This is a genomic window from Streptomyces sp. NBC_00090, assembly GCF_045160815.1.
Lineage (GTDB): Bacteria > Actinomycetota > Actinomycetes > Streptomycetales > Streptomycetaceae > Streptomyces.
In genome coordinates, this window is the sequence record NZ_CP108224.1 from 1 (window position 1) to 24,968 (window position 24,968).

18 protein-coding genes, 1 tRNA gene and 6 pseudogenes are annotated in these 24,968 nt (G+C 70.3%); 12 read left to right on the top strand and 13 right to left on the bottom strand.

Annotated elements, in window-relative coordinates:
• The first annotated feature begins 534 nt into the window (after positions 1-534).
• Positions 535-2,919 (top strand): Helicase associated domain protein, encoded by a 2,385-nt coding sequence (locus tag OG361_RS00005; protein WP_405851160.1) that lies wholly within the window; start codon positions 535-537, stop codon positions 2,917-2,919.
• A 153-nt stretch (positions 2,920-3,072) separates the two neighbouring features.
• On the top strand, positions 3,073-3,609 hold the full coding sequence (tpg, locus tag OG361_RS00010) for a telomere-protecting terminal protein Tpg (protein ID WP_405851162.1): 537 nt from the start codon (positions 3,073-3,075) through the stop codon (positions 3,607-3,609).
• On the opposite strand, the gene OG361_RS00015 is transcribed toward tpg (OG361_RS00010), so the two are convergent.
• The 3 genes from OG361_RS00015 to OG361_RS00025 are packed head-to-tail and all read right to left on the bottom strand — an operon-like array spanning position 3,587 to position 7,043.
• Positions 3,587-4,735, bottom strand: coding sequence for a hypothetical protein (locus OG361_RS00015; RefSeq protein WP_405851164.1), 1,149 nt, complete (start codon positions 4,733-4,735; stop codon positions 3,587-3,589). The two genes, tpg (OG361_RS00010) and OG361_RS00015, sit on opposite strands and share 23 nt — an antisense overlap.
• Positions 4,732-5,433: an AAA family ATPase gene (locus tag OG361_RS00020; protein WP_405851166.1), complete on the bottom strand. Its 702-nt coding sequence runs from the start codon at positions 5,431-5,433 to the stop codon at positions 4,732-4,734. The genes OG361_RS00015 and OG361_RS00020 overlap by 4 nt, the downstream gene beginning before the upstream one ends.
• A 44-nt stretch (positions 5,434-5,477) precedes the next feature.
• On the bottom strand, positions 5,478-7,043 hold the full coding sequence (locus tag OG361_RS00025; RefSeq protein WP_405861971.1) for a Mu transposase C-terminal domain-containing protein: 1,566 nt from the start codon (positions 7,041-7,043) through the stop codon (positions 5,478-5,480).
• 357 nt (positions 7,044-7,400) lie between these two features.
• On the opposite strand from OG361_RS00025, the gene OG361_RS00030 reads away from it, so the two are divergent.
• Positions 7,401-7,955, top strand: coding sequence for a hypothetical protein (locus OG361_RS00030; RefSeq protein ID WP_405851167.1), 555 nt, complete (start codon positions 7,401-7,403; stop codon positions 7,953-7,955).
• 299 nt (positions 7,956-8,254) lie between these two features.
• A pseudogene (locus OG361_RS00035) lies at positions 8,255-8,518 on the top strand (hypothetical protein); the annotation flags it as partial.
• A 6-nt stretch (positions 8,519-8,524) separates the two neighbouring features.
• On the opposite strand, the gene OG361_RS00040 reads toward OG361_RS00035, so the two are convergent.
• On the bottom strand, positions 8,525-9,034 hold the full coding sequence (locus OG361_RS00040) for a DUF5954 family protein (protein WP_405851168.1): 510 nt from the start codon (positions 9,032-9,034) through the stop codon (positions 8,525-8,527).
• A 60-nt stretch (positions 9,035-9,094) separates the two neighbouring features.
• On the opposite strand from OG361_RS00040, the gene OG361_RS00045 reads away from it, so the two are divergent.
• On the top strand, positions 9,095-9,742 hold the full coding sequence (locus tag OG361_RS00045) for a hypothetical protein (RefSeq protein ID WP_405851169.1): 648 nt from the start codon (positions 9,095-9,097) through the stop codon (positions 9,740-9,742).
• 476 nt (positions 9,743-10,218) lie between these two features.
• Here OG361_RS00045 and OG361_RS00050 read toward each other — a convergent pair whose 3' ends face one another.
• A complete protein-coding gene (locus OG361_RS00050) occupies positions 10,219-10,626 on the bottom strand; it encodes a DUF4158 domain-containing protein (RefSeq protein ID WP_405851170.1) in 408 nt (135 codons plus the stop codon).
• 255 nt (positions 10,627-10,881) lie between these two features.
• On the opposite strand from OG361_RS00050, the pseudogene OG361_RS00055 reads away from it, so the two are divergent.
• Positions 10,882-11,700: pseudogene (locus tag OG361_RS00055) on the top strand (IS5 family transposase).
• 30 nt (positions 11,701-11,730) lie between these two features.
• Here OG361_RS00055 and OG361_RS00060 read toward each other — a convergent pair.
• Together OG361_RS00060 and OG361_RS00065 are read right to left on the bottom strand one after the other, a co-directional pair.
• Positions 11,731-12,852, bottom strand: a complete 1,122-nt coding sequence (locus OG361_RS00060; RefSeq protein WP_405851171.1) for a PP2C family protein-serine/threonine phosphatase — start codon at positions 12,850-12,852, stop codon at positions 11,731-11,733.
• Positions 12,853-13,513: 661 nt separating this feature from the next.
• The gene (locus OG361_RS00065; RefSeq protein WP_405851172.1) at positions 13,514-14,839 is read right to left on the bottom strand and encodes a lipase; all 1,326 of its coding nucleotides are present in this window, start codon (positions 14,837-14,839) and stop codon (positions 13,514-13,516) included.
• Between the two features lie 573 nt (positions 14,840-15,412).
• On the opposite strand from OG361_RS00065, the gene OG361_RS00070 reads away from it, so the two are divergent.
• Positions 15,413-15,486: transfer RNA gene (locus OG361_RS00070), tRNA-Met, on the top strand.
• A gap of 319 nt (positions 15,487-15,805) precedes the next feature.
• On the opposite strand, the pseudogene tpg (OG361_RS00075) reads toward OG361_RS00070, so the two are convergent.
• Together tpg (OG361_RS00075) and OG361_RS00080 are read right to left on the bottom strand one after the other, a co-directional pair.
• Positions 15,806-16,359, bottom strand: a pseudogene (tpg, locus tag OG361_RS00075) (telomere-protecting terminal protein Tpg).
• 111 nt (positions 16,360-16,470) lie between these two features.
• A pseudogene (locus tag OG361_RS00080) lies at positions 16,471-16,925 on the bottom strand (transposase); the annotation flags it as partial.
• 395 nt (positions 16,926-17,320) lie between these two features.
• On the opposite strand from OG361_RS00080, the gene OG361_RS00085 reads away from it, so the two are divergent.
• Complete coding sequence (locus OG361_RS00085; protein WP_405851173.1) at positions 17,321-17,800, top strand: excalibur calcium-binding protein; 480 nt, start codon at positions 17,321-17,323, stop codon at positions 17,798-17,800.
• Between the two features lie 168 nt (positions 17,801-17,968).
• Here the strand turns inward: OG361_RS00085 and OG361_RS00090 are convergent, their stop codons facing one another.
• Positions 17,969-18,700: a class I SAM-dependent methyltransferase gene (locus OG361_RS00090; RefSeq protein ID WP_405851174.1), complete on the bottom strand. Its 732-nt coding sequence runs from the start codon at positions 18,698-18,700 to the stop codon at positions 17,969-17,971.
• A gap of 476 nt (positions 18,701-19,176) precedes the next feature.
• Here OG361_RS00090 and OG361_RS00095 point away from each other — a divergent pair.
• Positions 19,177-19,347 (top strand): annotated as a pseudogene (locus OG361_RS00095) (aldehyde dehydrogenase); the annotation flags it as partial.
• A gap of 40 nt (positions 19,348-19,387) precedes the next feature.
• Here the strand turns inward: OG361_RS00095 and OG361_RS00100 are convergent.
• Together OG361_RS00100 and OG361_RS00105 are read right to left on the bottom strand one after the other, a co-directional pair.
• Positions 19,388-20,032, bottom strand: coding sequence for an SDR family NAD(P)-dependent oxidoreductase (locus tag OG361_RS00100; protein WP_405851175.1), 645 nt, complete (start codon positions 20,030-20,032; stop codon positions 19,388-19,390).
• A 575-nt stretch (positions 20,033-20,607) separates the two neighbouring features.
• Positions 20,608-21,480, bottom strand: coding sequence for a hypothetical protein (locus tag OG361_RS00105; RefSeq protein WP_405851176.1), 873 nt, complete (start codon positions 21,478-21,480; stop codon positions 20,608-20,610).
• A gap of 192 nt (positions 21,481-21,672) precedes the next feature.
• Here OG361_RS00105 and OG361_RS00110 point away from each other — a divergent pair, with 192 nt between their 5' ends.
• The 3 genes from OG361_RS00110 to OG361_RS00120 all read left to right on the top strand — a co-directional run bounded on the left by OG361_RS00110 (position 21,673) and on the right by OG361_RS00120 (position 24,648).
• The gene (locus OG361_RS00110; protein ID WP_405851177.1) at positions 21,673-22,245 is read left to right on the top strand and encodes a methyltransferase domain-containing protein; all 573 of its coding nucleotides are present in this window, start codon (positions 21,673-21,675) and stop codon (positions 22,243-22,245) included.
• Between the two features lie 558 nt (positions 22,246-22,803).
• Positions 22,804-24,015, top strand: coding sequence for a protein-L-isoaspartate O-methyltransferase family protein (locus OG361_RS00115; RefSeq protein WP_405851179.1), 1,212 nt, complete (start codon positions 22,804-22,806; stop codon positions 24,013-24,015).
• 204 nt (positions 24,016-24,219) lie between these two features.
• Positions 24,220-24,648, top strand: coding sequence for an HIT family protein (locus OG361_RS00120; protein WP_405851180.1), 429 nt, complete (start codon positions 24,220-24,222; stop codon positions 24,646-24,648).
• Between the two features lie 88 nt (positions 24,649-24,736).
• Here OG361_RS00120 and OG361_RS00125 read toward each other — a convergent pair.
• Positions 24,737-24,874 (bottom strand): annotated as a pseudogene (locus OG361_RS00125) (MerR family transcriptional regulator); the annotation flags it as partial.
• Positions 24,875-24,968 lie beyond the last annotated feature (94 nt).

Below are 24,968 nucleotides of genomic sequence, written 5' to 3' on the forward strand. Positions count from 1 at the left end.
TAGAGCGCGAATTGCGCAAGCGCAATTCGAATTCCGGCGCAAGCGCCGGAATAGAATTCCGTAAACGGAATTCAGAAAAGAATGTAATTCGCGCAAGCGCGAATTACAGGCGACCGCGCAAGCGCGATCACCCAGGCTGGCTACAAGGGGTGGTGCATCACGTGCGGGCCTGTGTAGGGTCTGGGAATCCCAGCCACCACCCCCGCAACGAGGATGACGGACCATCGGTCTGACGGGGTGTCGGCCCCACCGCAGGTGACGGGCTCCGCTGCGCTCCACCCGAACCCCTCCCCCACCCTCGAAACCAGCCGCTCACGTTTACCAATGGCCCGTCAGTATGCCGAATGAACCATGAGCGCGGGGGCGAATCAGTCAAGCGTCATCCTCCAGATCAAACCTGTCGAGTGAGTGATGCATCACTGGTCCTAACTGTGTAGAGTCTGGGATCAGGCACCACTACCCCGGCCCACCACTCGCCGCGCCGGACTTTCCTTCTGATTGCACGTCGCATTCCGCGAAAAGGAGAACACGGGAATGGCCGTGAAACTGCGTGACCACCAGATCGAGGCCGTTGCTGCCATTGTGCGCGGTCTCGATGTTCCGCCGGGTGGTATTCCTTGGAACGGCCTGCGTGGGCAGGTGCACGCCGCGTGCGGGACGGGGAAGACCATCATTGCGGCGGCGTCGGCGAGGCGGCTCGTGCCCAAGGGTCGCATTCTCGTCCTGGTGCCGACGCTGGATCTTCTGACCCAGACCGTGCGGGCGTGGCGTGGGGCTGGGCATGCGGGGCCGGCGGTTGCGGTGTGCAGCCTCACCGATGACCCGGAGCTGTGGAGCCTGAAGGTGCGCTCCACGACGAATCCTGTGCGGCTGGCTCTGTGGCATGGCTCCGGGCCTGTGGTCGTCTTCGGGACGTACGCCTCGCTGGGGGTCCTGGCGGAGGCTTTCGAGGGTGTCTACGGGCAGCAGTTGGATCCGATGGACCTGACGGTGGTGGATGAGGCGCACAGAACTTCGGGCTCGATGGGTAAGGCGTGGGCCGATGTCCACGACCAGACCGTGATCCCGTCGCACCGCCGGCTGTACCTGACGGCGACGCCGCGGATTTGGGAGGAGCGGCTGAACCGGGAGGTCGTGGAGGGGGTGCGTGACCCGTTGCCGCGGGAGATGGCGGCCTCTATGGACGATGAGGCGGTCTTCGGGCCGGTTCTCTACAAGCTGTCGCTGGCGTCGGCCGTGTCGCGTGGGCTGCTGGCGCGGTATCAGATCATCGTCCTGGAACTTCAGGACCCGGTCGTCACCCCGGAGCGGCTGATGGGCGAGGACCGGCACAGCGAGAAGGTGCGCGGGGAGCGTCTCGGAGCCCTTCAGGCCGCGTTGCTGCACGCGATGGCGCAGCACGGTCTGTCGACGTGCATCACGTTTCATCATCGGACGATGGAGGCGCAGGCGTACGCGGAGGGTTTGGAGCGCGTGGCGGCGAAGCTGCACGCGGACCAGCCGGAGACGTATCCGAAGCGGGTCTGGGCGGACTGGTTGTGTGGTGAGCATGTCCCGGAGCGTCGGCGGGAGGTGCTGGGCGGGTTCGGGACCACGGCGCGGCGGGCCGTGCTCTCGAACTGTCGTGTCCTGGGTGAGGGCGTCGACATCCGGGTCGTGGACAGCGTGGCCCTGTTGGACCCGAAGGGCGCGCCCCATGACATCGTGCAGGCCATCGGCCGCGCTTTGCGTCAGAAGCCCGGAGAGGGAAAGCTTGCGTCTTTGATCGTGCCTGTATTTCTCCAGCCCGGGGAAAAGCCGGAGGACATGTTCACCTCGGGGTCGTATCGGCCTTTGGTGAAGGTTCTTGAGGGGTTGCGGGCTCACGATGAAGAGGCCGTGGAATTGCTGGCGATTCCGCAGGAGCCGCAGAAGGACGTGGCGCAGCCGTCCGCGTACATCGGCCCGCCGCCCGGGGAAGGCGAGGACGAATCCCGTCTTCTGCTGCGTTTTGCCGCTCCACGTGACCCGGTGATGGTCGCTGACTGGGTGTCCTTCAACGTGATCGACACCGAGCGGCAGGACTGGGCGCGCGGCTGGGCGAAGCTCAAGGCGTACGTCGAGCGGGTCGGGCACGCGAGAGTGCCGTACGGGCATCGGGAGGGTGCGGCACCCCTTGGGCAGTGGGTGGCGGAGCAGCGGCGGGCGTACGTGGCTGGGGAGATGAGCGGGCAGCGTGCCGGGCGGCTGGAGCGGCTCGGGATGGTGTGGTCGGTTGTGGATGAGCGGTTCCAGGAGAACCTTCAGGCGGCGAAGGCGTATTACGAGGAGTACTGGACGCTGTGTGCGCCCCGGACGGCGACGATGCTGGACCGGCCGATCGGGCAGTGGCTCGCGAACCTCCGCCGACCCGGCGCCCTGGACGATCACCCCGAGTGGAAGGCGGCACTGGAGGCCGTGGACGGGGACTGGAACCCGGCGTGGCCGGCCCCATGGCAGCGGCACTACGCCGTGGTCCGGGAGATGCTCGCCGAGGAGACCATCCTCGCGTACGTCGAACCCGGCGTCACCGTCCACGGCATGGACATCGGGAGGTGGCTCGCTCGGCAGCGCCAGCCCGAGGTGTGGGCCGCCCTGACCGACGGACAACGCGGGCGCCTGGAGGCTATCGGCGTCATCCCGCACACCCCGGAGCCGGAAGCACTCGCAGAGGCGTCCACGACGCCCGTGAGCGCCTTCGAGCGGGGTGTTGCGGCCCTGGCGCAGTACAAGGCCCGGACCGGCTCTGTGGTCGTCCCCAGGGCCCACACAGAGCGGCTGGAGGATGGCACGGAGGTCAAGCTTGGGGTGTTTTTGAGTAACAGCAAGAGCCGTCGGGCCAAGCTCACCGCGGACAAGCTCGCCGCGCTCGCCGAACTCGGACTTCAGTGGGCGCGTTGACAGAGTGCCTTCTCGAAGTGATCTCCAGAGCCCTACCGCATCTCAATGCTGCGTGCAGGAAGATCGAGATTCCGGCTGCCCGTCGCCGTCAGACATGGGAGACCCGGTGCATGAGGCGATCGACGGACGGAGGCCACGGTGGTACGGGCGGCGTTGGAACAGTTGCTGTTCACGCAGCCGGTGCCGGGTACCGCTGAGGAGCAGTTGCGTGTGCTGCTCAGGTGGGCGAAGGGGTCGAAGCGGGTGGTGGCGCAGGAGTTGGGGGTGTCGTTGCGGACGGTTCAGCGGTGGACGGCGCGGAGGGGGTCGGGGCGGGGCAGGCCGAGTGGTCGCCACCTGGTGCTGATCGAGGAGCGGGTGCGGGCGCGGTGGCAGCCGCGGGTGCGTGCTCGTCGGCAGGCTGCCGCGGAGGAGCGGGGGCTGGTGGTGCACACGCGGGCGCGGTTCGGGTTCGCGGCCGGTGCCGGTACCTCTGACGATCCCCGGCTCCGGCTGCTGACGGTGGCGGTGCCCGGAGAGGTGGCACGGGAGCTGTTTCGCGCCTGGGAGGCCGGGGCTTCCGACGGACAGCACGAGGTGATCCTGGGCCGGGCGTTGGGGCACGTCTACTTCCGGCAGGCTGGCCGGCGGGCGGACGCGCTGCAGGTGCGGTTCGGGGAAGTCGACTTCATCGACTTCGGGCTCGCGTAGCGGCTGTGGAGTTGCCTCCGGCCGGCGGTGGGGCGGGCTGGCCGGTCTCATGGCTCAGTGCCTCGTGTTTCTCCCGCCAGTCCCAGACCACCGGGCCGCGGTGCGTGCCTGCTCGGCCGGCGGGGGGCTGGGGCGGGCGGAGTCTGATGGTCTCGGCCAGGCGTAGGAGGGCGGGGCGGTCAGTGGGGGCGGCCAGGAGGTGGGGTGTGCTGGTGAGGTGTGCGAAGCGGGTCGCGGCGTGGAGGAAGACGGTGGCCCAGGGCGGGATGGGGTAGATCGCGCAGCCGTCGGTGTACCGGGTGCGGTCGTGCAGGGTGAGGGTGTGGTCGGCGGGGTGGAAGCCGTCCGTGTGGGCGGTGGTGAGTTGTTGGAACGAGGCTCCGGTGGCGATGGCTGCCGCGAGGGCGGCGGCGCGGGCGGGGTGGGCTGTCGCGGTGTGCAGGCGGTCGGTGAGCCGGGCTGTCTGGGCGGGCGTGGGTGGTAGGGGTGCCGGGCGCTGGTGGTAGACGATCGGCTTCGGTGCGCAGGCGGTGGTGCAGGGCTGGGGGCTGTCGTAGGAGACGAGGCGGTCGAGGGCGGCGAGGGTTATCCAGCGCAGGGCAGCGGGCGAAGCGGGCAGGGTGGGAGCTGCTGGCGGCGGGCTGGATGAGGCGGTGTCGCCCAGGTAGAGGGCGCGGGCTTTGGTGAGGGTGTGGACGGTGGTGTGGTGGCCGGCTGCCAGGGCGCGGTGGAGGGCTGCGGTCAGGCGGGGGCGGTGGACGACGAGGGTCAGGTGGATGCCGGTCTGGCACTGCAGGTCGAGGAGGCATTGGAGGCGGCGCTGGTCGAGGAGGTGGGCGCGCAGGACGGTCAGGCGGGTGACTGCCAGGGCGGTCGTCCACGCGGCGGCGGCCTCCCACAGTGGTGGTCGGCCGTGCGGGTACCGGCCCGGGATGTGGGCCGGTTTGCCCAGGGCCTGGAGCAGGTCGGAGGCGAGGGCGGTGTCGCTGGTCGTGCCCGGGCCGGGGTGAAGGGTGATGCGGCTGGCCTGCGGGGCGTGCGCGGCCAGGGCGGTGTGGGTGAAGGCGGCGTCGTCCCCGGGGTCGAAGACGACGGCGAGGCCTGTCCGGGGTGCGGGGAGGGTCATGCGAGGCGGCTGAAGGCCCAGCGCAGCAGGTCGCGGTCCGGGCGGGGGCGGCTGGTGCGTTCCAGGGCGGTGCGCAGGTGGGCGGTGAGCTGGGCCCAGGCTCGGAAGTTTCCGTGGGCGGCCTGCTCGTCGGCGAACGTCACGTCCGCGGGGTCGGCGTCCTCCCAGACAGGGTGGAAGAGCGGGACGACCTCGAGGACCTCAGCCGGGGTGAGACGGGTGAACTGCTGCCAGATGAAGATCCGGGAGGAGAGCATCGGCTCCCGGCGCAGCACGGTATGCGCGCCGGCGCCGCCGACGAAGACGATCGCGAGCCGGGTGGCGGGCTCGTCCCACAGGTAGCGGAAGTACTCGAACGCCTCCCCGTTGAGCCACTGCGCCTCGTCCACCAGGAATGTACGGGGCCGTTCCGCCAGAGCCGTTTTCAGGAGGCGGTCGAACTCGCTGGGGTGACGGGGCGGCTCCCCCGGCAGACGCAGGGTCTCGAAAAGCTCGTAGCGGACTGCGCGGGCGGTGGGGCGGGCGCGGAAGGTGACCCGGCACACCTCCTCGCCCGCCGTCTCCTCCAGCTCGCGCAGGCAGGTGTTGACCGCGAGGGTCTTCCCGAACCCGGCACCGCCGTGGATGCACATCATCGCCCGGGCCGCGACCGTGTCGGCGATGTTCTCCCTGGCGGTCAGCAGAGCTCGGGTCGTCACGATCTGCGCATCGGGCAGATCAACGTACTGATACGTCGGGGCAGTCACCGCGGTTCTCCCCCGCCGGTCACGTCGGCACCGGCACCGGCGGCAGCGCCTGGGCTGTGAGCGCCAGCGGTGCCTGAGCGGGGCTGCTCGTCAGCGGTCGGTGTATCTGCAGGGGCGCGGTGGGTGCGGGCCACAAGGGAAGGCGGCGTGCGCCAGCCGGCCGGAGGCGCAGCAGGCGGGATCAGATCCGGCAACGCCAGCCGCGACAGATCCGACTGCTCGGCCGCTGCCAGCTCCCGGCCGGCCTCCGCCCCGGTCACCGCACCAAGCCGCTCGGGCTTCCCTGGCCGGGTGGCTGCGGCGTAGCGCTCACGCTGCGCTGCGGCAAGGTCCTGCCGCAGCCGGCGGGTGCGGGCGGCCCTCGCTGTACGGACCGCGCTGATCTGCTCTGGTGTGGCGGCGTCCGCCAGTTCGGCGGGGCCCAGGTATCGGCCGGTGGCGGCGTCGAACACCTCGATGCGGCAGTCGTGATGCGGCATGAACCGGACCCGGACCCTCTCACCGGCCAGGCCCGTCATCCACGCCGCCACGTAGTCGCGGTTCCTGAAGCGGACACCCTTGGTGGAGAGCACCCGGAACCGACCGTCGTCCTCCAGGGTGAACGTCCACAATTCGTCCGCGCCGATCTCACGCAGCGGCGTCGGATCCGTCTCCCACACCTGCAGCGGGGAGCGGCCCTTCAAGGGCCCGGGGCGGTGGGAGGTGTTCCACCAGCCCACCCAGTCCAACAGGCGTGTGGTGAAGTCCTCGAAGTGCAGGAGCACCTCGTCCTTCGGCCGCGCCCGGCGTCGGCCCGGGCGCGGCTGGCGGGTGTAGCCGGGCAGCGCGGCAAGGAACATCGACTCCACGGCCCGGTTCAGGCCCTCCACCGTGCCCTTCAGGTGCGGGGTGTAGGCAGGCAGGTCCTCGACGGTGACGTCGAGGGCGTTGAACGCGGCGGCAACGGTCTTCGATAGGAAGTCCTTGCCCCGGTCCACGCGTACCTTTTCCGGCAGGCCGCCCTGTGGCCCGAACGGCTCCTCGCGCACCACCGCGGCGCGCAGCGCGGCCAGGACGGACTCCCGTGAGGGATGCCCCGGTGTGACCGCGACACCCATGATCGTGTTCGAAGCGCAGTCGACGAACCAGGTGATCCACGGCCGGCGGACGGTGCCCTCGACGTCGACCAGGACCGGGGCCTGGACGTGATCGGTCTCCCAGACCTGGTTCCGCCATCCCCGAGGCCGGGACAAGAACACATCGTGCCTGCGAGCCTCGCGCTCACCGCCGGCAAGCCCGGCCCGTTCCCCCGGCGTCAGATCACGCCGGATCGCCCGGTGGAGAGTGGGGATCGAGGGCGGAGGAGGTCCCTGTCCCCTCACAGCGCGGGCAGCAAGCTCGCGGTGAACGGCGGCCACGTTCCCCTTCCACAATGCGAGCAAGGCACGGACCTCCGGAGTGACCGTGAACCGGTCACGGGACTGCGCCCGTTCACCAGGACACTCAGCCGCACACTCGTCGCGCTCGGCAGCGGCCAGCCACCGCCACACCGTCCGCTCCTTCACATGAAGCGCTTCAGCCATCGACCGGACATGCCGGGACGACAGCGCGCCCTCCCGACGCAACGCCAGCAGCCGACGTACTGCCGGCCCGCGAAGAACCCTGGCCGAAGCCTCAGGCAGCCCCGTTGTCTCCCCCGACACCCGATCCCCAGACTCCACCCCTCGATCAGACCAGGCCCATCCGTCTCACTGCATAAGAACTCTCGAACCTGAGACAGCATCACCCACCATGAGATAACGCCTCATGACAGTGAAATCTCTCGCCTCATGACAGCGAGAAACAGCGAGCGACAACTCTCTGACCAGCCACAAAGACCCACTCACACAACCTCCGCCACTGACACACACCACCACTGACACCAACCCGAGAGATCGCACATGAGGATTCTGCAGGCTCTCAAGAAGCAGGGCGCTGACATCGTGGCGGGTGCCAAGCGCAGAGCTCTGGCTGTTCCAACCTCGGCTGAGCGCCTGATCGCCGAACAGCTTGCGCCGTCCCTCGCGAAACTCGATACGGCCACCACCCAGCTCGCTCAGCAGATCGCCGCTCGACAGGCAGCACTGATCAACGGCCCCGCACAGCAACTCGCCAAGCAGATCGCCGCTCGACAGGCAGCACTGATCAACGGCCCCGCACAGCAACTCGCCAAGCAGATCGCCGCTCAACAGGCAGCACTGATCAACGGCCCCGCAGAGCGCCTCGCCCGGCAGATGACTGGACTGCGGCGCATCGACACGCCGGTCCAGCGCCTCGCCCGGAAGATGGCGGACTCCATGCCCAAGTTGGACATCGCCGTCGACCTGCATCAACCGCATGGTCGCGATGAAGCCATTGATGACGAAGCCGAGCAGCCGGACTCTTCCGACACCCAGGAAGCCCGCGCAGTAGAGACAGACGACGCGCCCGCCGACGACGACAACGTAGGCGACTGACCAATCCTGTGGAGGAGCCGCAGCCGGGCGCGTGACGATGAGGGGTCGCGCCATCGTTGACGGTGCGACCCCCGAGCTGGGCATGGCTGATCCCCCAGGCCCGTGGAGTGTCCGGTGCGGGTCAACCGGCTTCGGTCTCTCCGGCCGCCCTCGCGGTAACCCACACGACGGCTTCCTCGTCGGTCATCAGCACTGCCTGGGCCAGGTGGGCGTCGCCGTCCTGGATGACGTGGACGCGGCCTGGGAACGGGCTGCTCGTGGCGGCGGGGTCGACTATCGGGGTGAGCCGCCGCCAGCTTCCGCCCCTCGTAGCGGTCCTCCAAGGCCTGCGCAGTCATGATGAGCGGCTGGTCGAGCAGCTCGCCTCCCGCGCCCTCACTCACGGCCAGCGCAAGGTCCACATCCAGCGCGACGAGGACGGGCGGATCGTCGGGGCCGGTGGCGAGGGCAAGGACCAGGAGGACGGTGCCGACGCCGCCGCCGAGTCGGCCCTGCTCCACTTCTCCTCTCCCCGGGACGCGGCCACGATCGCCGCGTTCCTGCACACCCGCGTCTACTGGCCACCCGAGTCATGACTGAGTGAGGATGCGGGTCCGCAGGAGTTCGAACGAGGCCGGCCATACATCGCCCTCTTCAAGGTCTTGACCCGGTTGACGTGGCCTTCGACGACGCCGGAGCTCCATTTGAGGGTGAGGCCGGCTGTGACGGCGTCGAGGTCCTGGCGGAGGGAGCCCGCGAAGCCGCTCATCGGTTTCGGAGCGTCCTGTTAGCAGGACGTCCGGACGACTCTCCACGGCCCGCGCCGAGTCGGCGAGCATGGGACCGGGGAACCTGGTCCCGCTGTAGGCCAGGGAGCGCAGGGCGACTCGCTCCGCCGCCTGAAGCGGGGCGAGAGGTGCGCCCGGGTCCAGGACGAGGCCGTCGTCGACCCGCGGACTGCGGGCGCCGGCGCCGGCGCCGGGGCTCCAGTCGGGGGTGAGGGGTTCGGGGTCGGTGGGCCGCGGCGTTTCGATGCCGCCGTGCGCGTCGATGGCCACGTACTCCTCGGCCCGCACCACGCGGTAGCGCCTGTCGAGCACGGTGAGCTCGTCGACATACTCCTCCTCCAGCCGGGCGACCGCCGCCAGTAGCCTCTCGTCATGCAGACAGCGCTGATGATCTACGACGGCCCCGCACCGGCCGATTCCGACGTCCCGCGTACCGGGGGCGTGCCGCTGGCTCCGGCCGGATTCGCCTGGCCCGTGTGCGGCTGCGGAGGGCCGCTGCAGTTCTTCGCCCATCTCCCCGTCGAGGGCGCTGTCCTGTCGGTGTTCTTGTGCCAGAACGACCCTGGCGCGTGCGAATTCTGGGAGGCGACCTCCAGCGCGAGCCGGGTCTATCTGTTTCCCCGGGAGGAACTGCTACCAGTGGCCGTGCCCGAGGCGGGTGTGACGCTACTGCCCGCCACCTCGGCCATCCGCACTCATGTCGTGACGATCGACCCCGAGGAGGCCTGCGAGGAGGAAGGGATCGAGCCTGACGCGTACGACCTTGCCCGCTCGGGATGGAAGTGGGAACCCGAAGAACGATTCGGGAAGCAGCGCGAAGTACTCGGGTCGCTCGGAGGCAGCCCTTCCTACCTTGAGGACGACCGACTGCCCGTGTGCCCCTCCTGCACCGGCACGATGGAGTTCGCGGCACACCTGGAGGAGGGGATGAACTGGGAGACCGCGATGAACCTCGGCGGCCAGCTGGGCTACGTCTTCGTCTGCCACGCTTGTCGCGAGGGATCCTTCCTCACGGGCTGAGGGCCACCTGCGAGGGTCACTGACGGCGACACTGTCGCCGGTACGAGACGCCGCAGAGCGCCCCTGGGGCGGAACCGGCGCCGCCCGTTCGCGGCGTCGCGACACAGGGGGGCGAGTGGCCGCCTCCGCTTCGCCCGCGAAGTCCGCGATCTTTCCGGCCGCCAGTCCCTCCAGCCACACCTCGGTGTCGCCCAGGCCGTCCAGCCACCCGCGGTGGTCCGACAGCTTCTTGAGGTGCGACCAAGTCGCACGTTTCGCGGGCTGCTTCAGCTGGTTGAACAGCGTCTTGCGGTCCAGGCCCAGCGTTGTCACCAGCCGCAGCAGGCCGGCCCGCTCCTCCCCGCCGATCCGCCGGTGGACGAAGGCGAAGATGTCGCTGTTCACCTCCGTGCGGATGCTCATCGCCATCCGATCCAGCGTCGAGAAGGCCGGCAGCTCCAGGCCCCGCTGCACGAGCTGTTCCAGTGCCACGTTGATCAGGCCGGCCGGGTTGTTCTTTGACGCGGCCTCCGCCCGGATCGCCTCCTCGGCCACCTTGCGGCCTGCCCCGCGTCGTAGGTCACCCCGACCCGCTGCCGCACCAACGACTGGTGGTGCTTCGCCGTCTTCTCCGCGCCGTAGCCGGCCACCACGCCGTCCGGAAGTTCCACGGCCCGCTGCACGACGTCGACCACCGTCTCCGGGACCTCCTCCCACTGCGGGAAGCACCCCATCCGCTGATAGGACTTCAACAGCACCAGCAGCGCGAGCTGGTGCCCGTCGGAGCCGGTCCGGGCCACCGCCCACTCCACCTCCTCCCGGCTCGGCGAGAAGAACAGGTGCAGCTCACGCGCGGTGATCAGCCGCTTGAACCGCGGATACGCGGTCCGCTCGATCGACGTCATCCCGAAGCCCTACAACCCGAAGCCTGACGCGAGCGACGCCCGCCCGCGTGGGCGTGCTCACACCCCAGACCCCGAGCAAAGATCGAAAGCTCCACACTCGGGACAGGCGACCCCGGGCAGTGGTAGACGCTGCCCAGGACGGCAGCGGGGCCTCAGGACTCCAAGATCACGGTCATGGCCCCTTTTGTACGTACCTTGGCTGGACCCCTAGGCAGTGTCTTCAGATGATCTTTGCTGGTGGATCATGGGGTCGTGATACGTCGTCATGAACTGTCTGATGCCGAGTGGGAGTTCGTCCGGCCGTTGCTGCCCGAGTCGTTGCGGGGGCGGAAGCGGCTGGACGACCGCCGGGTCCTGAACGGGATCGTGTGGAAGTTCCGGACCGGGACGGCCTGGCGGGACGTGCCCGAGCGTTACGGGCCGTGGGCCACGCTCCACACGCGTTTCCGCAGGTGGGCGGCGGACGGGACGTTCGACCGGATGCTGCGGGCCGCGCAGGCGAAGGCGGACGCGGCGGGCGAAATCGAGTGGCTGGTGTCGGTCGACTCCACGATCGTCCGCGCTCACCAGCATGCGGCCGGGGCCCGAAGAAGGGGCTCCGTGACCCGGCCCTCGGCCGGTCCCGCGGCGGCCTGACCAGCAAGATCCACCTGGCCTGCGACGGCCGCTCGCCTTCGTCGTCACGGCTGGCAACACCAACGACTGCACCCGGTTCACTGCCGTGATGGAGGCGATCCGGGTGCCCCGCCTCGGGCCGGGACGACCCCGCACCCGGCCCGATCACGTCCTGGGCGACACGGGCTACAGCTCCAAGGCGATCCGCACCTGGCTCCGCCGCCGAGGCATCCCGCACACGATCCCCGAGCGGGCCGACCAGGCCCGCAACCGGGCCCGACGGGGCAGCCGAGGCGGCCGCCCGCCGGCCTTCGACCGCGAGGCGTACAGGCACCGCAACGTCGGGAACGCTGCTTCAACCGTCTGAAGCAGTGGCGCGGCATCGCCACCCGATACGACAAGACCGCCCAGTCCTACAAAGCCGCCGTCACCCTCGCCTCACTCCTGATGTGGGCGTGACACTTTGACAACAGAACCTAGGCGAGTCGCTCACTGGGACTGGGTGGCTCGATGCCCGCTCAGGTGTACGGCGAGGGCTGCGATGTCATCATCCAGGCGTCCGTTGGTGTAGCGGAGAAGATCGCGGTGAAGCGCCGTGAGAAGCTCGCGGGGTGGCGTCAGGGGCTGTCGACGCATCCAGGCGGCCAGCGGAAAGAACTCGCCGTTACGATCACGAGCCTCGGCGATCCCGTCGGTATAGAGGAGCAGCAGGTCACCGGGGGCGAAGGCGCAGGTGTCGACGTTGTAGTGATCACCCAGCAGCTCGGCAAGGCTGAGCAGTGGCGAGGGGGTTTTCGACTCAAGGACGCGCAGTGTCGTGCGGTTCAGGAGCAGCGGGGGCGGGTGGCCGCAGTTGAGGACGTCGATCCGCCCGCCGTCGTTCGGGATCTCGACGAGAAGCGCGGTGGCGAAGCGCTCCATCGTCCCGTCGGGGGGAAAGGCGCCGTTGTACCGGGTGCAGCTGGCGTCGAGTCTGCGTGCGACGTGGATCATGTCGGTCTCGCTGTAGGCGGCCTCGCGGAAGGCATTGACGATGGCCGCGGCCGCTCCCACTGCCGGTAGGCCCTTGCCCCGTACGTCACCGATGAGCAGCCTGACGCCATACGGCGTGTCGATTGCCTCGTAGAAGTCCCCGCCGATGCGCGCCTCCGCCGCGGCCGCGAGGTACAGAGACTCGATCTCGACGTTTCCGAAGCGGCGTGGCATCGGGCTCAGCACCACCTGCTGCGCCGCGTCGGCGACGAGCCGTACCTGCAGGAGGGTGCGTTCCCGCTGGAGCCGGACATGGCTTCCGTAGGCGGCGGCCACGGTGACCGCGATGATCCCCGCGACCGTCCACCACGTTCCAAGGTCGGGGAAGACGAGGCTGAGGCCGATCATCAGCAGCAGGCAGACCGTGCCGAGCAGAACGGTGGGCAGGACCGGCCACATGGCGGCGGCCAGAGCCGGCGCGGCAGGCAGGAGGCGGCTGAAAGCCAGCTCCGGCGGAGTGGTGTAGGCCAGTGCGGCGATCACGACGGTCAGAATGACCGGCGATAGCCGCACAAGCACCCCTGGGCCATAGCGCCGGCGAAGCCGTGGCCGTGGCCGCGGCCGTCCAGACTCGATCACACCGGACAGAATATCCACATAAGAGGCGCATAGCGCTTCAGGGAACGTTGTTGGGCCACAGATGGAGGCGGAGGTCCAGGGGTCGGCGGCGCTGCTGGACAGAGGGCGCTGGCAGACATCGCCCAGTACAGAGGGACGCTGCCCGGCTGCCCGGCGACGAAACACCACAGGGCGCACCTGGCCCTGCTGTGCCACGGCGCCGCCCAGGGCGCTGGGCAGAACGGTCCCGGTCAGGACCTCGACGGACCGGTCGCTGCTGGCCCGGCGGTTACGCGCGGTGCCGACGAGCAGCTGGACCGTCTCGAAACCAGTCGTCTCCTTGCAGGAGGGCGAGGGAGGCCTTCAAGGGTCTGGACGTTCGCGGTATGCGGGTGCCGTTGGCATCGGTGCCTTCGTCGAGCACGCCTCGCGTGATGATCGCGTTCATCTCGTAGGGGCGGCCGTGGGCGTCGCGGGTGAAGGTGGCGCGGCCTCCCCAGATGGGGTCGGCGTCGCAGCCGGCCCGGCCGAGCGGGTCACTGAGGGTCTGCGGCTCCCTACCTTCCGATCGGACGAGCCGGTCGGAGATCCGCAGCCCGTTTCAGTCGGCCGGGGCCTCCGAGCACTCGGACGCCCCGGCCCTGACCGAAGAAGCAGCGACCGCGGAGCCGGGGCGTTCCCGTCATGGCCGGCGCAGCTCACCGAACCAGCGCACGATCGACGACGTGGCTGCCACATTGGACCCCAGGTGACGGGATCCGTGGTAGTCGACATCGCCCAGATCGACGACCGGGGCGTCCACGCCGTTGCCGAGCAGAGCCGCCTGGCAGTGCTCGGTGTTGTCAGTGACCGCTTGCTCGTCCCCGGTCGCCATGTAGAGCCGCACCGGGACACGCGGTGCCCAGTCGGTGCATACGGCATCGGTCGCGCGCAGCGCCTCCGCCAGCGGCCCCGTCGGGTGCGCGAGCAACTCGCGGCCGTGCCCGGTCAGCAACTCGTCCAGAGCGCCCGGGGTGCCCCGCATCAGCTGCTCCCCTGTGTGGGCACCGTCGAAGAGCGCCTCGACGGTGCTGTCATAAGGGGCCCGGAAGACCTCGTCGGGACGGTCGTAGATGTGGTGAAGCCGGTTGAACGCGACCAGCGTGTACGCCGCGTACAGCACACTGGACTTGGGTTCCAGCCTGCCCTCGAGGAGCGCGGGCAGCTCCGCGCCGCCGAAGTCGTACGCGCCGCTGACCGGTGCCAGCGCGCCCAGCCTGAACCAGCGGTCCTCACCTGCCTCCAGAGCCCGGCCGAGCCCCAGCGCCGCCGAGGCGCCCTGCGAGAAGCCGGTGACCATGACCTCGCGCTCCAGCACATGTCCGGTGCGGGGCGCGAACGCGCGGGCCGCCCTGAGCATGTCCAGGGACGCCGTGGTCTCGGAGTCGATGTCCATCCAGGGGTGCAGACCGGGTCCCTTGCCCATCCCCAGATAGTCGGGCGCGACCCCCGCGGCACCGGCCGCCGCATGCGCGATCACCGGCGCGGACACGAACCTGGCACGCTGCATGGACGGGGAATCGTCCCTGTGACTGCCGGTGCCGTGCGCGAAGGAGACCGCCCGCAGCCGTCCCTCGCTGTTGAGCGGCAGCACGAACAGCCCGCTCGCCGTGATCGGCCGCCCGTACGCGTCAACGGTCCGGTAGACCAGCCGGTACGCGACCACGCCGTGCCGAACAGTGTCGTCTGCGAACCCGGCCGCGCCCAGTTCGAGGGCCACGGCCTGCGGGGTCGCGAGCGTGTACAGCTTCTCGGCGGAGACCAGCGTGCCTCGGCCACGCTCCTCGTACTGCGCCTGGGTATGGGCATGGGCGGCGGGCGGAGTGACGGCGGTGGCGGCTGTGGCGACAGCCTGTGCGCTCAGCAGCAGGCCGCCGCAGACCGCTGCCACCTGCGCCCGGCGGCCACCGCGGTACCGGGTTTTGCTGCGCGACGATGTTGCGGTGGAGATGACCACGAGTTCCCCCAAGTGCGGCTCGATGACGGCCCCTTCAGCCTCACGCGTCGCGACCTTCGGCGCACGGGTGCAGGCCCCCGGGTCCTCCTGGTGCCTGCACCCGATCGCGTTGCCGCCCGAAGGCGGCCACCGCCACGTGGTGTCCCCAGATGCGGCTGGCCCCGCCACCGCGGCCTTCACCAGCCCCGCGCAGCTGGACATGGAGGTGGGGATTCGACACCCCCAGAAGGGCCGGATCGCGGTGGAAGACACTGCCGGCGGGCAGCCACAGCTCGCGCTTCAGATCGAACGGGGACCGCCCCTCGACGCGCTCGCTGCGATCTTGGTGACCACAAGCCCGTCTATAGGACACCTGTCGCGCCTCGGCAAACGGCTTCCTTGTCCGCCGGCTTCGATGATCAGGCCCGCCGCCGGCTCACGCACGCATCCGCCCACTGAAGCGCTGGAGTCACACGTCGGTGGGACTGGGGAGCGCAATTAGCCCGTGGAGTGCCGCGGTCGCCGCACCGTCCGGTCCAGGCGAGTCCTGACGAGAGCGGCCTGGTCTTGGGGATGCCGTGAGTGGCGTAGTGTTGTACCTACCGACGCGGGGTGGAGCAGCTCGGTAGCTCGCTGGGCTCATAACCCAGAGGTCGCAGGTTCAAATCCTGTCCCCGCTACTGAAGTGACATGAGGCCCGGATCCGGTGGATCCGGGCCTCATGTGTGTTGTTACCGGCGAGCGCCTTCGTCCATGGCTGCGGCTGTGGCTGAGGGACGCACTGTGTGGTGTCGGGTCCGCCGAGGGTCACGGGTTGCATGTCGTACGCCGTGATCCGGTCTGCCGGCCCGGTGTCTGTGGCACCGTCGAGGGTTCCGCGACGCCGGCGGGGCTCACTGCTTCCATCCGTTGAGCGCCAGACCGGCCCCTGAACCGCTCAGGCGCCGAAACGCGCGCTCAGCCACACCCGGGAAATACAGCCCCTCCCCACGAGACGGACTAGAGCTCGATGGCGATCCACTCCACGTCGGTGAACTCCGCGCCGAGGCCGGAGGCTCGGGTGTTGCCGGCGCGGAGGTACATCTCCGCGAGGCCCTCGGCGGCGATGCGCTGGAGCTGCTGTTCGGTGGCGCCTTGCTCGCGGGCGGTGTACAGGCGGTCCGCCCACTGGGGCGGCCAGCCTGGGCGATGTTGCGGAGCCGGGCGTCGTCGGTCGTGTCGGCGGCGGCGGTGAACCCGAATCGGGCCCGGGTGGAGACGAGGCCGTCGGTGGCCGCCGCCTTCTTCCGGGCCTTCGCCCGGATCTGCGGCTGCCACCGCTTCTTCACCTCACGCTCCATACGGCCGCGCAGATCCTGGCGGGGCCGCTTCAGCTTGCCCGCCACGTACCGCTCCACCGTGCGATGGGACACCCCGAGCGCCTCGGCCGCGGCCTTGGTGCCCTTGAGCCGCCTGACCAGGTACGTCATCTGTGCCTGGGCGCTCTGCGGGATGCGGCGGGTGAACGCCCCCTCCAGTGCGCGGTCCAGGCTGTCCCCCAGCGAGTCCACCATGGTCGGCTACTCCCCTTCTCCCGCGCTCGGATCGGTCTTGATCAGGTTGGAGATGTTGAGCCCTCTCCAACGCCCTCTGCACTCGATGTTCTTGACGTCGCGCATGTGCAATGACTTCAGACGTCGCCAGCAGATGAGTGCGCATCCGAGGGTGAGGAAGGCTTCGTGGGTGTCGTCGCGGATCTCTCAGCGGGCCCATAGGCGGCGCAGCCAGTGCAGGTGGGCGAATGCGCGTTCCACGAACCAGCGTTGGGTGCCCAGGCCGGAGCCGTGCTCGGTGCCGCGGCGGGCGATCTGCGGTTTCACTCCGAGGTCCCAGACCAGGCGGCGGTACTTGTCGTGGTCGTAGCCACGGTCGGCCGGCACCAGGTCCGGGCGGCGCCGGGGCCGGCCGCGCTTGCCCCTCACCGGCGGCACGGCCTGGAGGAGTGGGATCAGCTGGGTGACGTCGTTGTGGTGCCGCCGGTCGAGGTGGCGGCAAGCGGGATGCCGGTGGCGTCGGTGATCGGATGATGCTTGCTGACCGTCCTGCCCCGATCGACAGGGCTTCGTCCTGTCCTGGAGCCCATCAAGCCGGAGGGGATCATCCTGCCGGAACGGTTGGACTTCGAGCCCTTGATCAGCCTTCTTGAGGTGGGCGCTGGAGGCCGGGCGGTGCCGCACAAGGGCCACGGCATGGGCACAAGACTTAGCTGGATGATGCGCGGAGTGGTGCGTCGCTCTGCACCGGGCTCACGCCCGGCACAGTCTCCGCCTCGGTCTTCTTCTTGGTAGCGATGTTGAGCCCTTCCAGGACGTGGTCTTGATCCCTGGTAAACCCCTCACAACTGCCCTCCCACCAGGGAAAAACACCCTGCGAACCACACAGCGTGGTGCCCGTTCGGCCTAGCGTCACGCGCTTTGGGGGTGGGCCGCTCTTAGCGTTGGGATGACGCTTGCAGGCACTGAGGGAGGTCTTGTGATGAGCAGTCGCAGCGTGGTGGCCGGCATAGCCCTGGCGATCGTCTCAGTCGCGCCGTTGTCCGGCGTCGCTCGTGGTCAGGATCTCAACTGCGGTGACTTCCGTTTCCAGGAAGACGCGCAGTCGGAGTTCGAGCGGAACACGAGCGATCCGAACCGGCTCGACGAAGACCAGGGCCCCGATGACGGCATCGCCTGCGAAGCGCTGCCCAGTCGCGCCACCGCCGGCACGGTGCAGCCGGTGAGTCCGAGCGCTACCGCCGTCCAGCCGGTGAATCCGAGTGCCACCGCCCTTCAGTCGGCGACTCCCGTCGTTCCGGCCCCCGTCATTCCGAGCCGCGGCACCCAGGCCGGAATCGGCGGAGCATCCGGCCCTTCCGGGCTCAGCGTGGGCATAGGCCTCACCCTGGCCGTCGGGGCCACCGTGGCAGGCGGATACCTCACCGCACGCCGCCTGGGCCGCGGATCGAAGCGGCCGTGACCACCCAACGAGCCGGGCGCGCCGAGGACATCCAGGCCCCTGCGGCGATCTGTGGCCGCGCCACGAGACGTCCGGCAACGCCGCAGCGCGGCACGGTGGGAGTCCAGCCAACGTCCCCCGGCCGGACCCCATCCGAGTCGCCCTGCTCCGGCGGTAGGGCGGCGGCGGTCAGCGGGAGTGGACTCGCAGCAGGGTGTGCCCGGCCACATCCTCCATCACGCCCCAGAGAGTGGGGTGGGTGGTCAGGTGGTCGGCGAGGGTGTCGCGCAGGACGTCCGCGGAGCCCCAGGTTCCGTACAGCTTGCTCTCGGTGAGCACCACCGGCTTGAGGCCGGCCATGAGGACCGCCTCCCAGGTGGCCGCCGCGACCCCGGGGGTGTGGGGGCTGCGGAAGTCGTCGAGGCAGACCACCCCGTCCTCGGTCAGCAGCTCGCGGGCAGCGGTGATGTCAGCGCGGACGTGGTGGTACAGGTGCGAGGCGTCGATGTGCACGAAGCGGCAACTGCGGGCGGGCACATGGTCGGTGACCTCGGAGGAAGACCCTTGGATCACGGTGGGCAGTCGGCGGTGGAAGCGCAGATAGTTGGTCTCGAACACCTGGCGGGTCAGGGTCGGGTAGTACACCCGCATCTCGGTGGCCGTGGAGTCGTCCGGGGCCTCGTCGGCGTCGAACAGGTCACAAACGGTGAACCGCTCGCCGTCGGAGGCGTGGTAGCCGATGACGATGGCGCTCTTGCCCTTGTATACGCCGAGTTCCAGCAGGTCGCCGCGGATGCCGTGGTCGCGCTGGTGGGTCAGGAGCCAGTCGAAGAGGAACCGGTCGGCGTCGAAGAACCATCCCTCGACCTCGTCGAGCCGGTCGGGCGTGAGCAGGGGCGGGGCGGTGTCCTGTGTGGTCATCACGGGTCCTCGTGTGCGTGCGTGGGCGGGCCGTCCACTCCTAGGTGGGTGTAGCCCCGTGGCGGGCATGCCCCGGTGCGGGCGCACGCCGTAAAGACGGCCCGACGCTACGGTCTCCACCGGCGTCCGGCTCGTACCGCTCGCCCGCCACGCGTAACGTCCACACGATGGACGCAATCCCGCCACCGGGCCGTGGTCCCGGGCCCCACGGCCAAAGGCGCCGACGGACCTCACGGCGACCTGGCCCGAGGCACGGCCCCGCCGGCCTGCGGGCGGGCGGACCATCACCACGGGCGCGGAAAGCGGGCCAGGTCCCGGCGACGCGGACCGCGGAAGGACCCGGGACCGTCCCCGCACAGGCAGGGCGGCGGGGGCGCATCATCTGCCTCCCCCCGGCCGCGGGTGGGACCACCCCCACACGAGCGGGGAGCCGGCCAGGCCGGCCGCGCAGTCGAGTGCCTGGTGGATGTCCTTCCGCAGCGGCGTCGGCTGTGAGCGGTCGGCTCCGGGGTGCCGGTGTGAACACCGTCGGCCGCAACACGGTGGCGCGATTCGGCGGTTTCAGGAGGAACGGGGTGGGGCTGGGACATCGGCTCGTACACGCGCATGCCTACAGCGAGTTGCAGGCGATCGTGTGGCCGGGGTGAGAGCCGTCGGCCGCACGGCGACCGACGGCCCGAGGCACGCTCAGTGGAGCACTTCGCGCTCCCACTGCCCGCGCGGCTGGGTGTGCAGTCGCCAGTAGTGCTCGGCGATGTCGTCGGGGTCGTACGCCGTCCCAGGCGCGACGACTCCGCCGACGGTGACCGTGGCGACGTGCACACCCGACGGCCCGTACTCCGCGTCAAGCAGTTCGACCAGACCCCGCACCCCGGCCTTGCCCAGCGACAGGCTCACGTACTGCGATTTCATCTCGGGCATCCCGCCGGTGACGACGAAGGTTCCCCGCCCGCGCCGTGCCATCCCGGGCAGGGTGTGTGCGGCAGCTGTGAGGGCGCCGAGGACGTTCACCGCGTAGGCGTTCGAGTGGTCGCGGAGTGTGAGTTCGCCGACGGCGTCGCGCCGGATGACGGCCGCGTTGTAGACCACGACGTCGGGTTCGCCGAGTTCACCGGCGGCGGTGTCGAGGGCGGCGCGCAGGGCGGTCTCGTCGGCGGCGTCGGCGGTGAGGGGCACGGCCCGCACACCCAGGGGGCCGATGAACTCGGCCGCCGCCACCACCGTTTCCTTCGTCCGCGCGATCAGGGCGACCGGCAGCCCCTCCCGGGCGAACCGCCGGGCCACCGCCTGCCCGATCCCCGGCCCTGCCCCAATGACCAACGCTCCCGCCATGACTGCTCCTTCTTCTTGGAGTGCAACGACAGGAAGGTCAACTTCGTTCGGCCGCCGTGTCTTCCCCGGGCGCCCGGCTATCGCCCCGCCGAGGAGATCGGTTTCGGCACGATCGGCACCGGCCCCACAACCGCCTCATACCGCAGCTCCGCCCGTGTGCATGCCGCGTGCGCCCTGGTCCTGTACCGCGCTCAGCAGCTCCCCGCGTCGGACACCGGGAGCGGGGCGCGGGTCATAAACCCGCGCACGGTGCCACAGCCCACGTACACGCGGAGTTTTACCCTTCACGCCGCCTCGGTCTCGGCGGCCTGCGACGCGGTCGCTGCCGATCGCACGGTGCACGAGGAGTCCCCGGGCCCTGGACACCTGAATCGGCGTCGGCGTCGGCGTCGGCGTCGGCGGGTACGGGCGGCCGTCGACGGAGTTGTGGTCGATGGTCCGCAGCGCCTGGGCCATGGGGCGTGAGCAGGGCAGGGACGCAGGTGGTGCGCTCGGTTTCGTGGCAGCGGTGGTCGCTGGGGAGTGGGGCGGGGCTCGGGTGCGTGACCCGCGGTGGCCTGTGCGGCCTGGACGTCTCAGCCCGAGCGGAAGGCGACGCGCACCGCCCCGTCCGCCGGCACGACGAGCACGCCGCCGCCCGAAGTCGCCCAGTCCTCGGGGATGAGGAACATGCGGCCGTTGACCTCCGCGAGGAGCCGCGGACCCTCGTACCGGTACCGGAACCGCTGCGGGGGACCGGTGACCGGCAGGGCCGTCTCGCGTACCTCCCGATGGGAGAAGTACAGGCGCTCCGCCGTGTCGACGGTCACCGCAGGACGCAGCCACAGGTGCCGCGCCAGGTATCGGGCGTCGTCGGCGCCGTGCCTCTTGGCGTACGCGTGCACCACCCAGAAGCAGGACAGGCCGACCAGCGCGGCGACGAGGGCGAGCGCCAGCCGCTCGCGTGCCACCGGGTAGTCGGCGCCGGCGAGCTTGAAGGACAGGGCTCTGCCGAACACGACAAGCACCAGTCCGCCGCCGATCAGCAGCGGGGTGTCCGTCGCTCCGGCGCGCCACACAGCGAAACCGCCGAGCACGCCCAGGACGAACATGACCAGGCCGCAGGCAGAGATGACATACGGCGCCAGCCGGCTCCCCTGGGGCAGGGGCGCGCCCCGGTTTCCCAGCGTGCGCGCCGCGTAGTAGACCAGGACGCCGGCAAGCGCGACGGTGAGCGCCGCGCCCGCGGGGACGTAGAGGGTTCCGGCACTACGCAGCGCGTCCTCCTGGGTGGAGAAGCCGAGGGTCGCGGCGTCGACGCCGAAGTACGCGTAGAGGGTGTCGGTGTAGGCGAAGCCGAAGTAGAGCAGCAGGGCGCCGATGAACGTGGTCGGGGCGGCCAGTGTGGCGAAAGTGACGACCCAGTCGCCCCAGGGGCGCGTTCCGCTGTCGGAGTCCGCTTCGGTCATAGGGCCCCCTTCGCTCGGGCGGGCTCAGCCGTTCCCGTCGGACCTGCCGGTTTCGGACGTGCCCCGCCGGTGGTCTCGCCCGTGGTCTCGCCTGTGGTTTCTCCGGTGGTCTCGCCGGTTGTTTCTCCCCGACCGTCCTGATCACCCACCGGTTCGCCAGCGCGCGCCACGCGGACATCATCTACGTCCTCGATGAAGGCCGCGTCGTCGAGAGCGGCACCTTCGCCCGCAACCGACGCCAGACGAGGTCGGGACGAAGGCAGCCCCGCACACGCTGTGCGAGTGCGCCTCGTACGTGGCGCCGACGGCCGCGAAGTCACTCAACGCAGCCACCCCAACTCCCTGTACGGGCGACCGGCCTGGATACCGGGTCCTGGCCGTCGGCTGCTGGACGGGCGAGATGACGTTCCGGATCGCCGCGGCCGGGTACCTGGTGACCGCGGTGGGCCCGTCTGCCGGCGTGCTCGCCGCCGCAGAGTGCCAAAGGCGTTCCGGCCCGAACTGGCGGAGCGGGTCCGCTTCTTGAAGGCGGGCGTCGAGAACTTGGACGTCGGCGACGAGCGGTTCGGCCTGGTGTGCTGCCACAGGGTGTTGATGTGCCTGGAAGAGCTGGACGGTCCGGTCGCCCGCCTGGCCGGGCTCGTGGCGGCTGGTGGTGTGCTGAGCATCCCGACGAAAGGCCGGCCGCCGGGGTCGGCGCCCGTGAGGCCCTGTGCGGCAAGCGCACAGTGGCACGCGACCTCATCGAGGGAGGCACCGGCGTGAGCCGTCGGCCATCCGGGCGTCCGTACCCGCGGTGACAGCGCCGAGGATCTCTAACGGCTCGCTGTCGAACACGGCCTGCTGCCTCTGCCTTGGCAGGGGGTGCGGATCTTCGACGGCCATCGCGACGACTGGGCATCCGAGCCCAACGAGTACGCCGCGGCGTTGGAGGCGGAGTGGGCCGCTTCGGCGCGCGAGCCGTACCGGCAGCTCGCACGGCTTTTGCACGCTCTCGCCCGCCGCGAACCGGAACGGAGCAGTCGGTGCCAGCCCCCAGCATCGCCTAGTCCGCCGAGGCAGCGCCGGGCGCGTCCCAGCGGTCGATCCGGCAGCTGACGTGCCCGCCCGAGCTGCAGTCCCGCGCGCAGTAGACCTCCGTGTGGCTGGTGGCCGGCGCACGGCCCTTCGGCGCGCTGACCGCCGGCGGTATCGCCGCCGCGCTCGGAGTGCGCGCGGCGCTGTCGGCCGGAACGGTGGCCCATCTCGCCCCGGCCTGGCCGCTGTGGGCCTCGCCCGTCCGCCACCTCACTACGATGCCGACACCGAAGGAAGGAAGCGCCCGTGTCCCTGGATGTTGACGCCACGACGGCCGGTCGACGTGCCGAGCTGGTCGGCCGCCTCGAGTCCGAAGGCACCCTCACCGACCCCCGCCTGCGCGCAGCTCTCCTCTCCGTGCCCCGTGAGGGGCTGCTCCCTCACGCCTATGTCCGCGTCAGTGGCCCGGGCGCCGATCCGATCGACTGGCGTCTCCTCGACGGCTCCCACCCGGACGACCGGGCCGAGTGGCTCGATCTGATCCACAGCGACGAGTCGATCCTCGTGCAGCGCGACGGGGAGCGGCTCGATGCTCTCGTCCGCGGGCCGGTGACCGGCGGGAACATGACCTCCATGGCGACCTACACGCCCGCCACCGTCGAGGCCCTCCAGGCCATGCAACTGGGGCCGGGGCAGCGGTACCTGGAGCTCGGCCCAGGCCCGGGGGTCTCCCTCGCGCTCGCCGCCGCCATCGCCGGTCCCGGGCTGGCCGCCGGCGTGGAGCGGGGCGGGCACATGGCCGCCTTCGCCCAGCAGAACCTCGACCGGCTCGGCCTGGGCGTGACGGTGGTCGAGGGCGACGCCCTCGATGGCCATCCGGCCGGCGGTGAGTTCGACCGGATCCACTCCGGCATTGGCGTCCCCTGCGTCCCGCCGGCATGGGCCGACCAGCTCGCCCCCGGTGGGCGGCTCCTGACGACCCTCGCTACCCGCACACCGAGCTGGCCCGGGCAGCTCCTCGTCACCCGCACCGCCACGGGCCGGATCGAGGCGGTCCTGACGGGCAGGCCGCGCGGATACCGGCCCATGCTCGGCTACCGGTGGCTGAGTGCGGTCGACCACCGCGCCCGCGTCAAGGCTGAGCCCGGCACGCCGCGCCCCACCCGGCTCGCGCCGCCACCGGACGACGCCTACGGCTTCTGGCTGGCCGCGGCGTACCAGGTCCCGCAGGTGGTCCGGGACTTCCAGGCCGAGACGATGACCCTGGTGGCTCCCGAAGACGGCTCCTGGGCCGTCGCAGGTCCCGGCGAGGGCACCGTGCGTGTGCACGGGACCCGGGATGTGTGGGGCGAACTCGAGGACCTCCACCATCAATGGGTACGGGCAGGCCGCCCGAGCACCTACACAGTCGATCTCCCCGCAGACGGAGGACTCCAGAGCGTCACCGCAGGCACCGGCGCCGGGCAGCTCGCCTGGACGCTGCCGCCGCTCGCCGCCGTTCCCCGCCCATCCCCATAACCAACCGGATCCGCGCTCGCGGCCTGTGCCCGCGAGCGCGGATTCCTCCAACGCCCCCTGTCCGCCCGTCCACGACGATCCCCCGAGAGCAGAGTGTTCATGGCCCAGCAGCACACCCCCCTCCCGCAGCACGCCGCCTCTCCCCCGCAAACGGGCGACTGGCCAAAGGACTTCCTCCGCCACCGTTCCGGCGACGGATGCCCGATGTGCGCAAACGACTACACCTCCGACGACATCGGCTGGGGCATCCTGCTCCGCCGCGGCGAGGCGGCCAACGCCTATCTGTGGCGCCAGGGGCAGGTGCGCGGCTACTGCGTACTCATCCATCGCGGTGCCCCGCACGTGGCCGAACCCACCGACCTGCCCGAGGCCGACGCCGCCGCGTACTGGCGCGACACTCTCGCTCTCGGCCGGGCCCTGACGGCCTTCTACGAGCCGGTGAAGATGAACTACTCCACCCTCGGCAACGTCGTCCCTCACCTCCACAGCCACGTCTGCCCCCGGTACGCAGGTGAGTCCGATCCGGCGCCGGGCGGGCCGCTGCCGTGGGAGGTCCTCGGCGGCGGTCGTCAGGACGAGGCGCAGCTGCTGGCTGATGCCTCTGCGCTGCGGGTCCTGCTGGGGGACGCATGACTGCCCACCCGCAGCAGGAGCCCAGGGGCTGTTCACGTCGGTGGCGGCGGGCTATGCCCGCTACCACCCCTCTCCAGGTCGCGGCTATGGTCCATACCGATACCGCGCGGCGCACATGTTCGTCGAGGTACGCCTCGGGCCGGCGCCAGTGGGCCTCGAAGAAGCCGTCAGCGCAGTCCCACTGGATGAGAGCCGGCTTCGCGCCGCCCCCGATCGCGCGGGTCAGGCCGGTCGGCTGTCGGTGGCCCGTGGGCGGAGAGCGAGCTCGCGGCTCCGGCGCGGGTCGTCGCGGTGGCTGTCGCCCGGAAGGCGGCGTCACG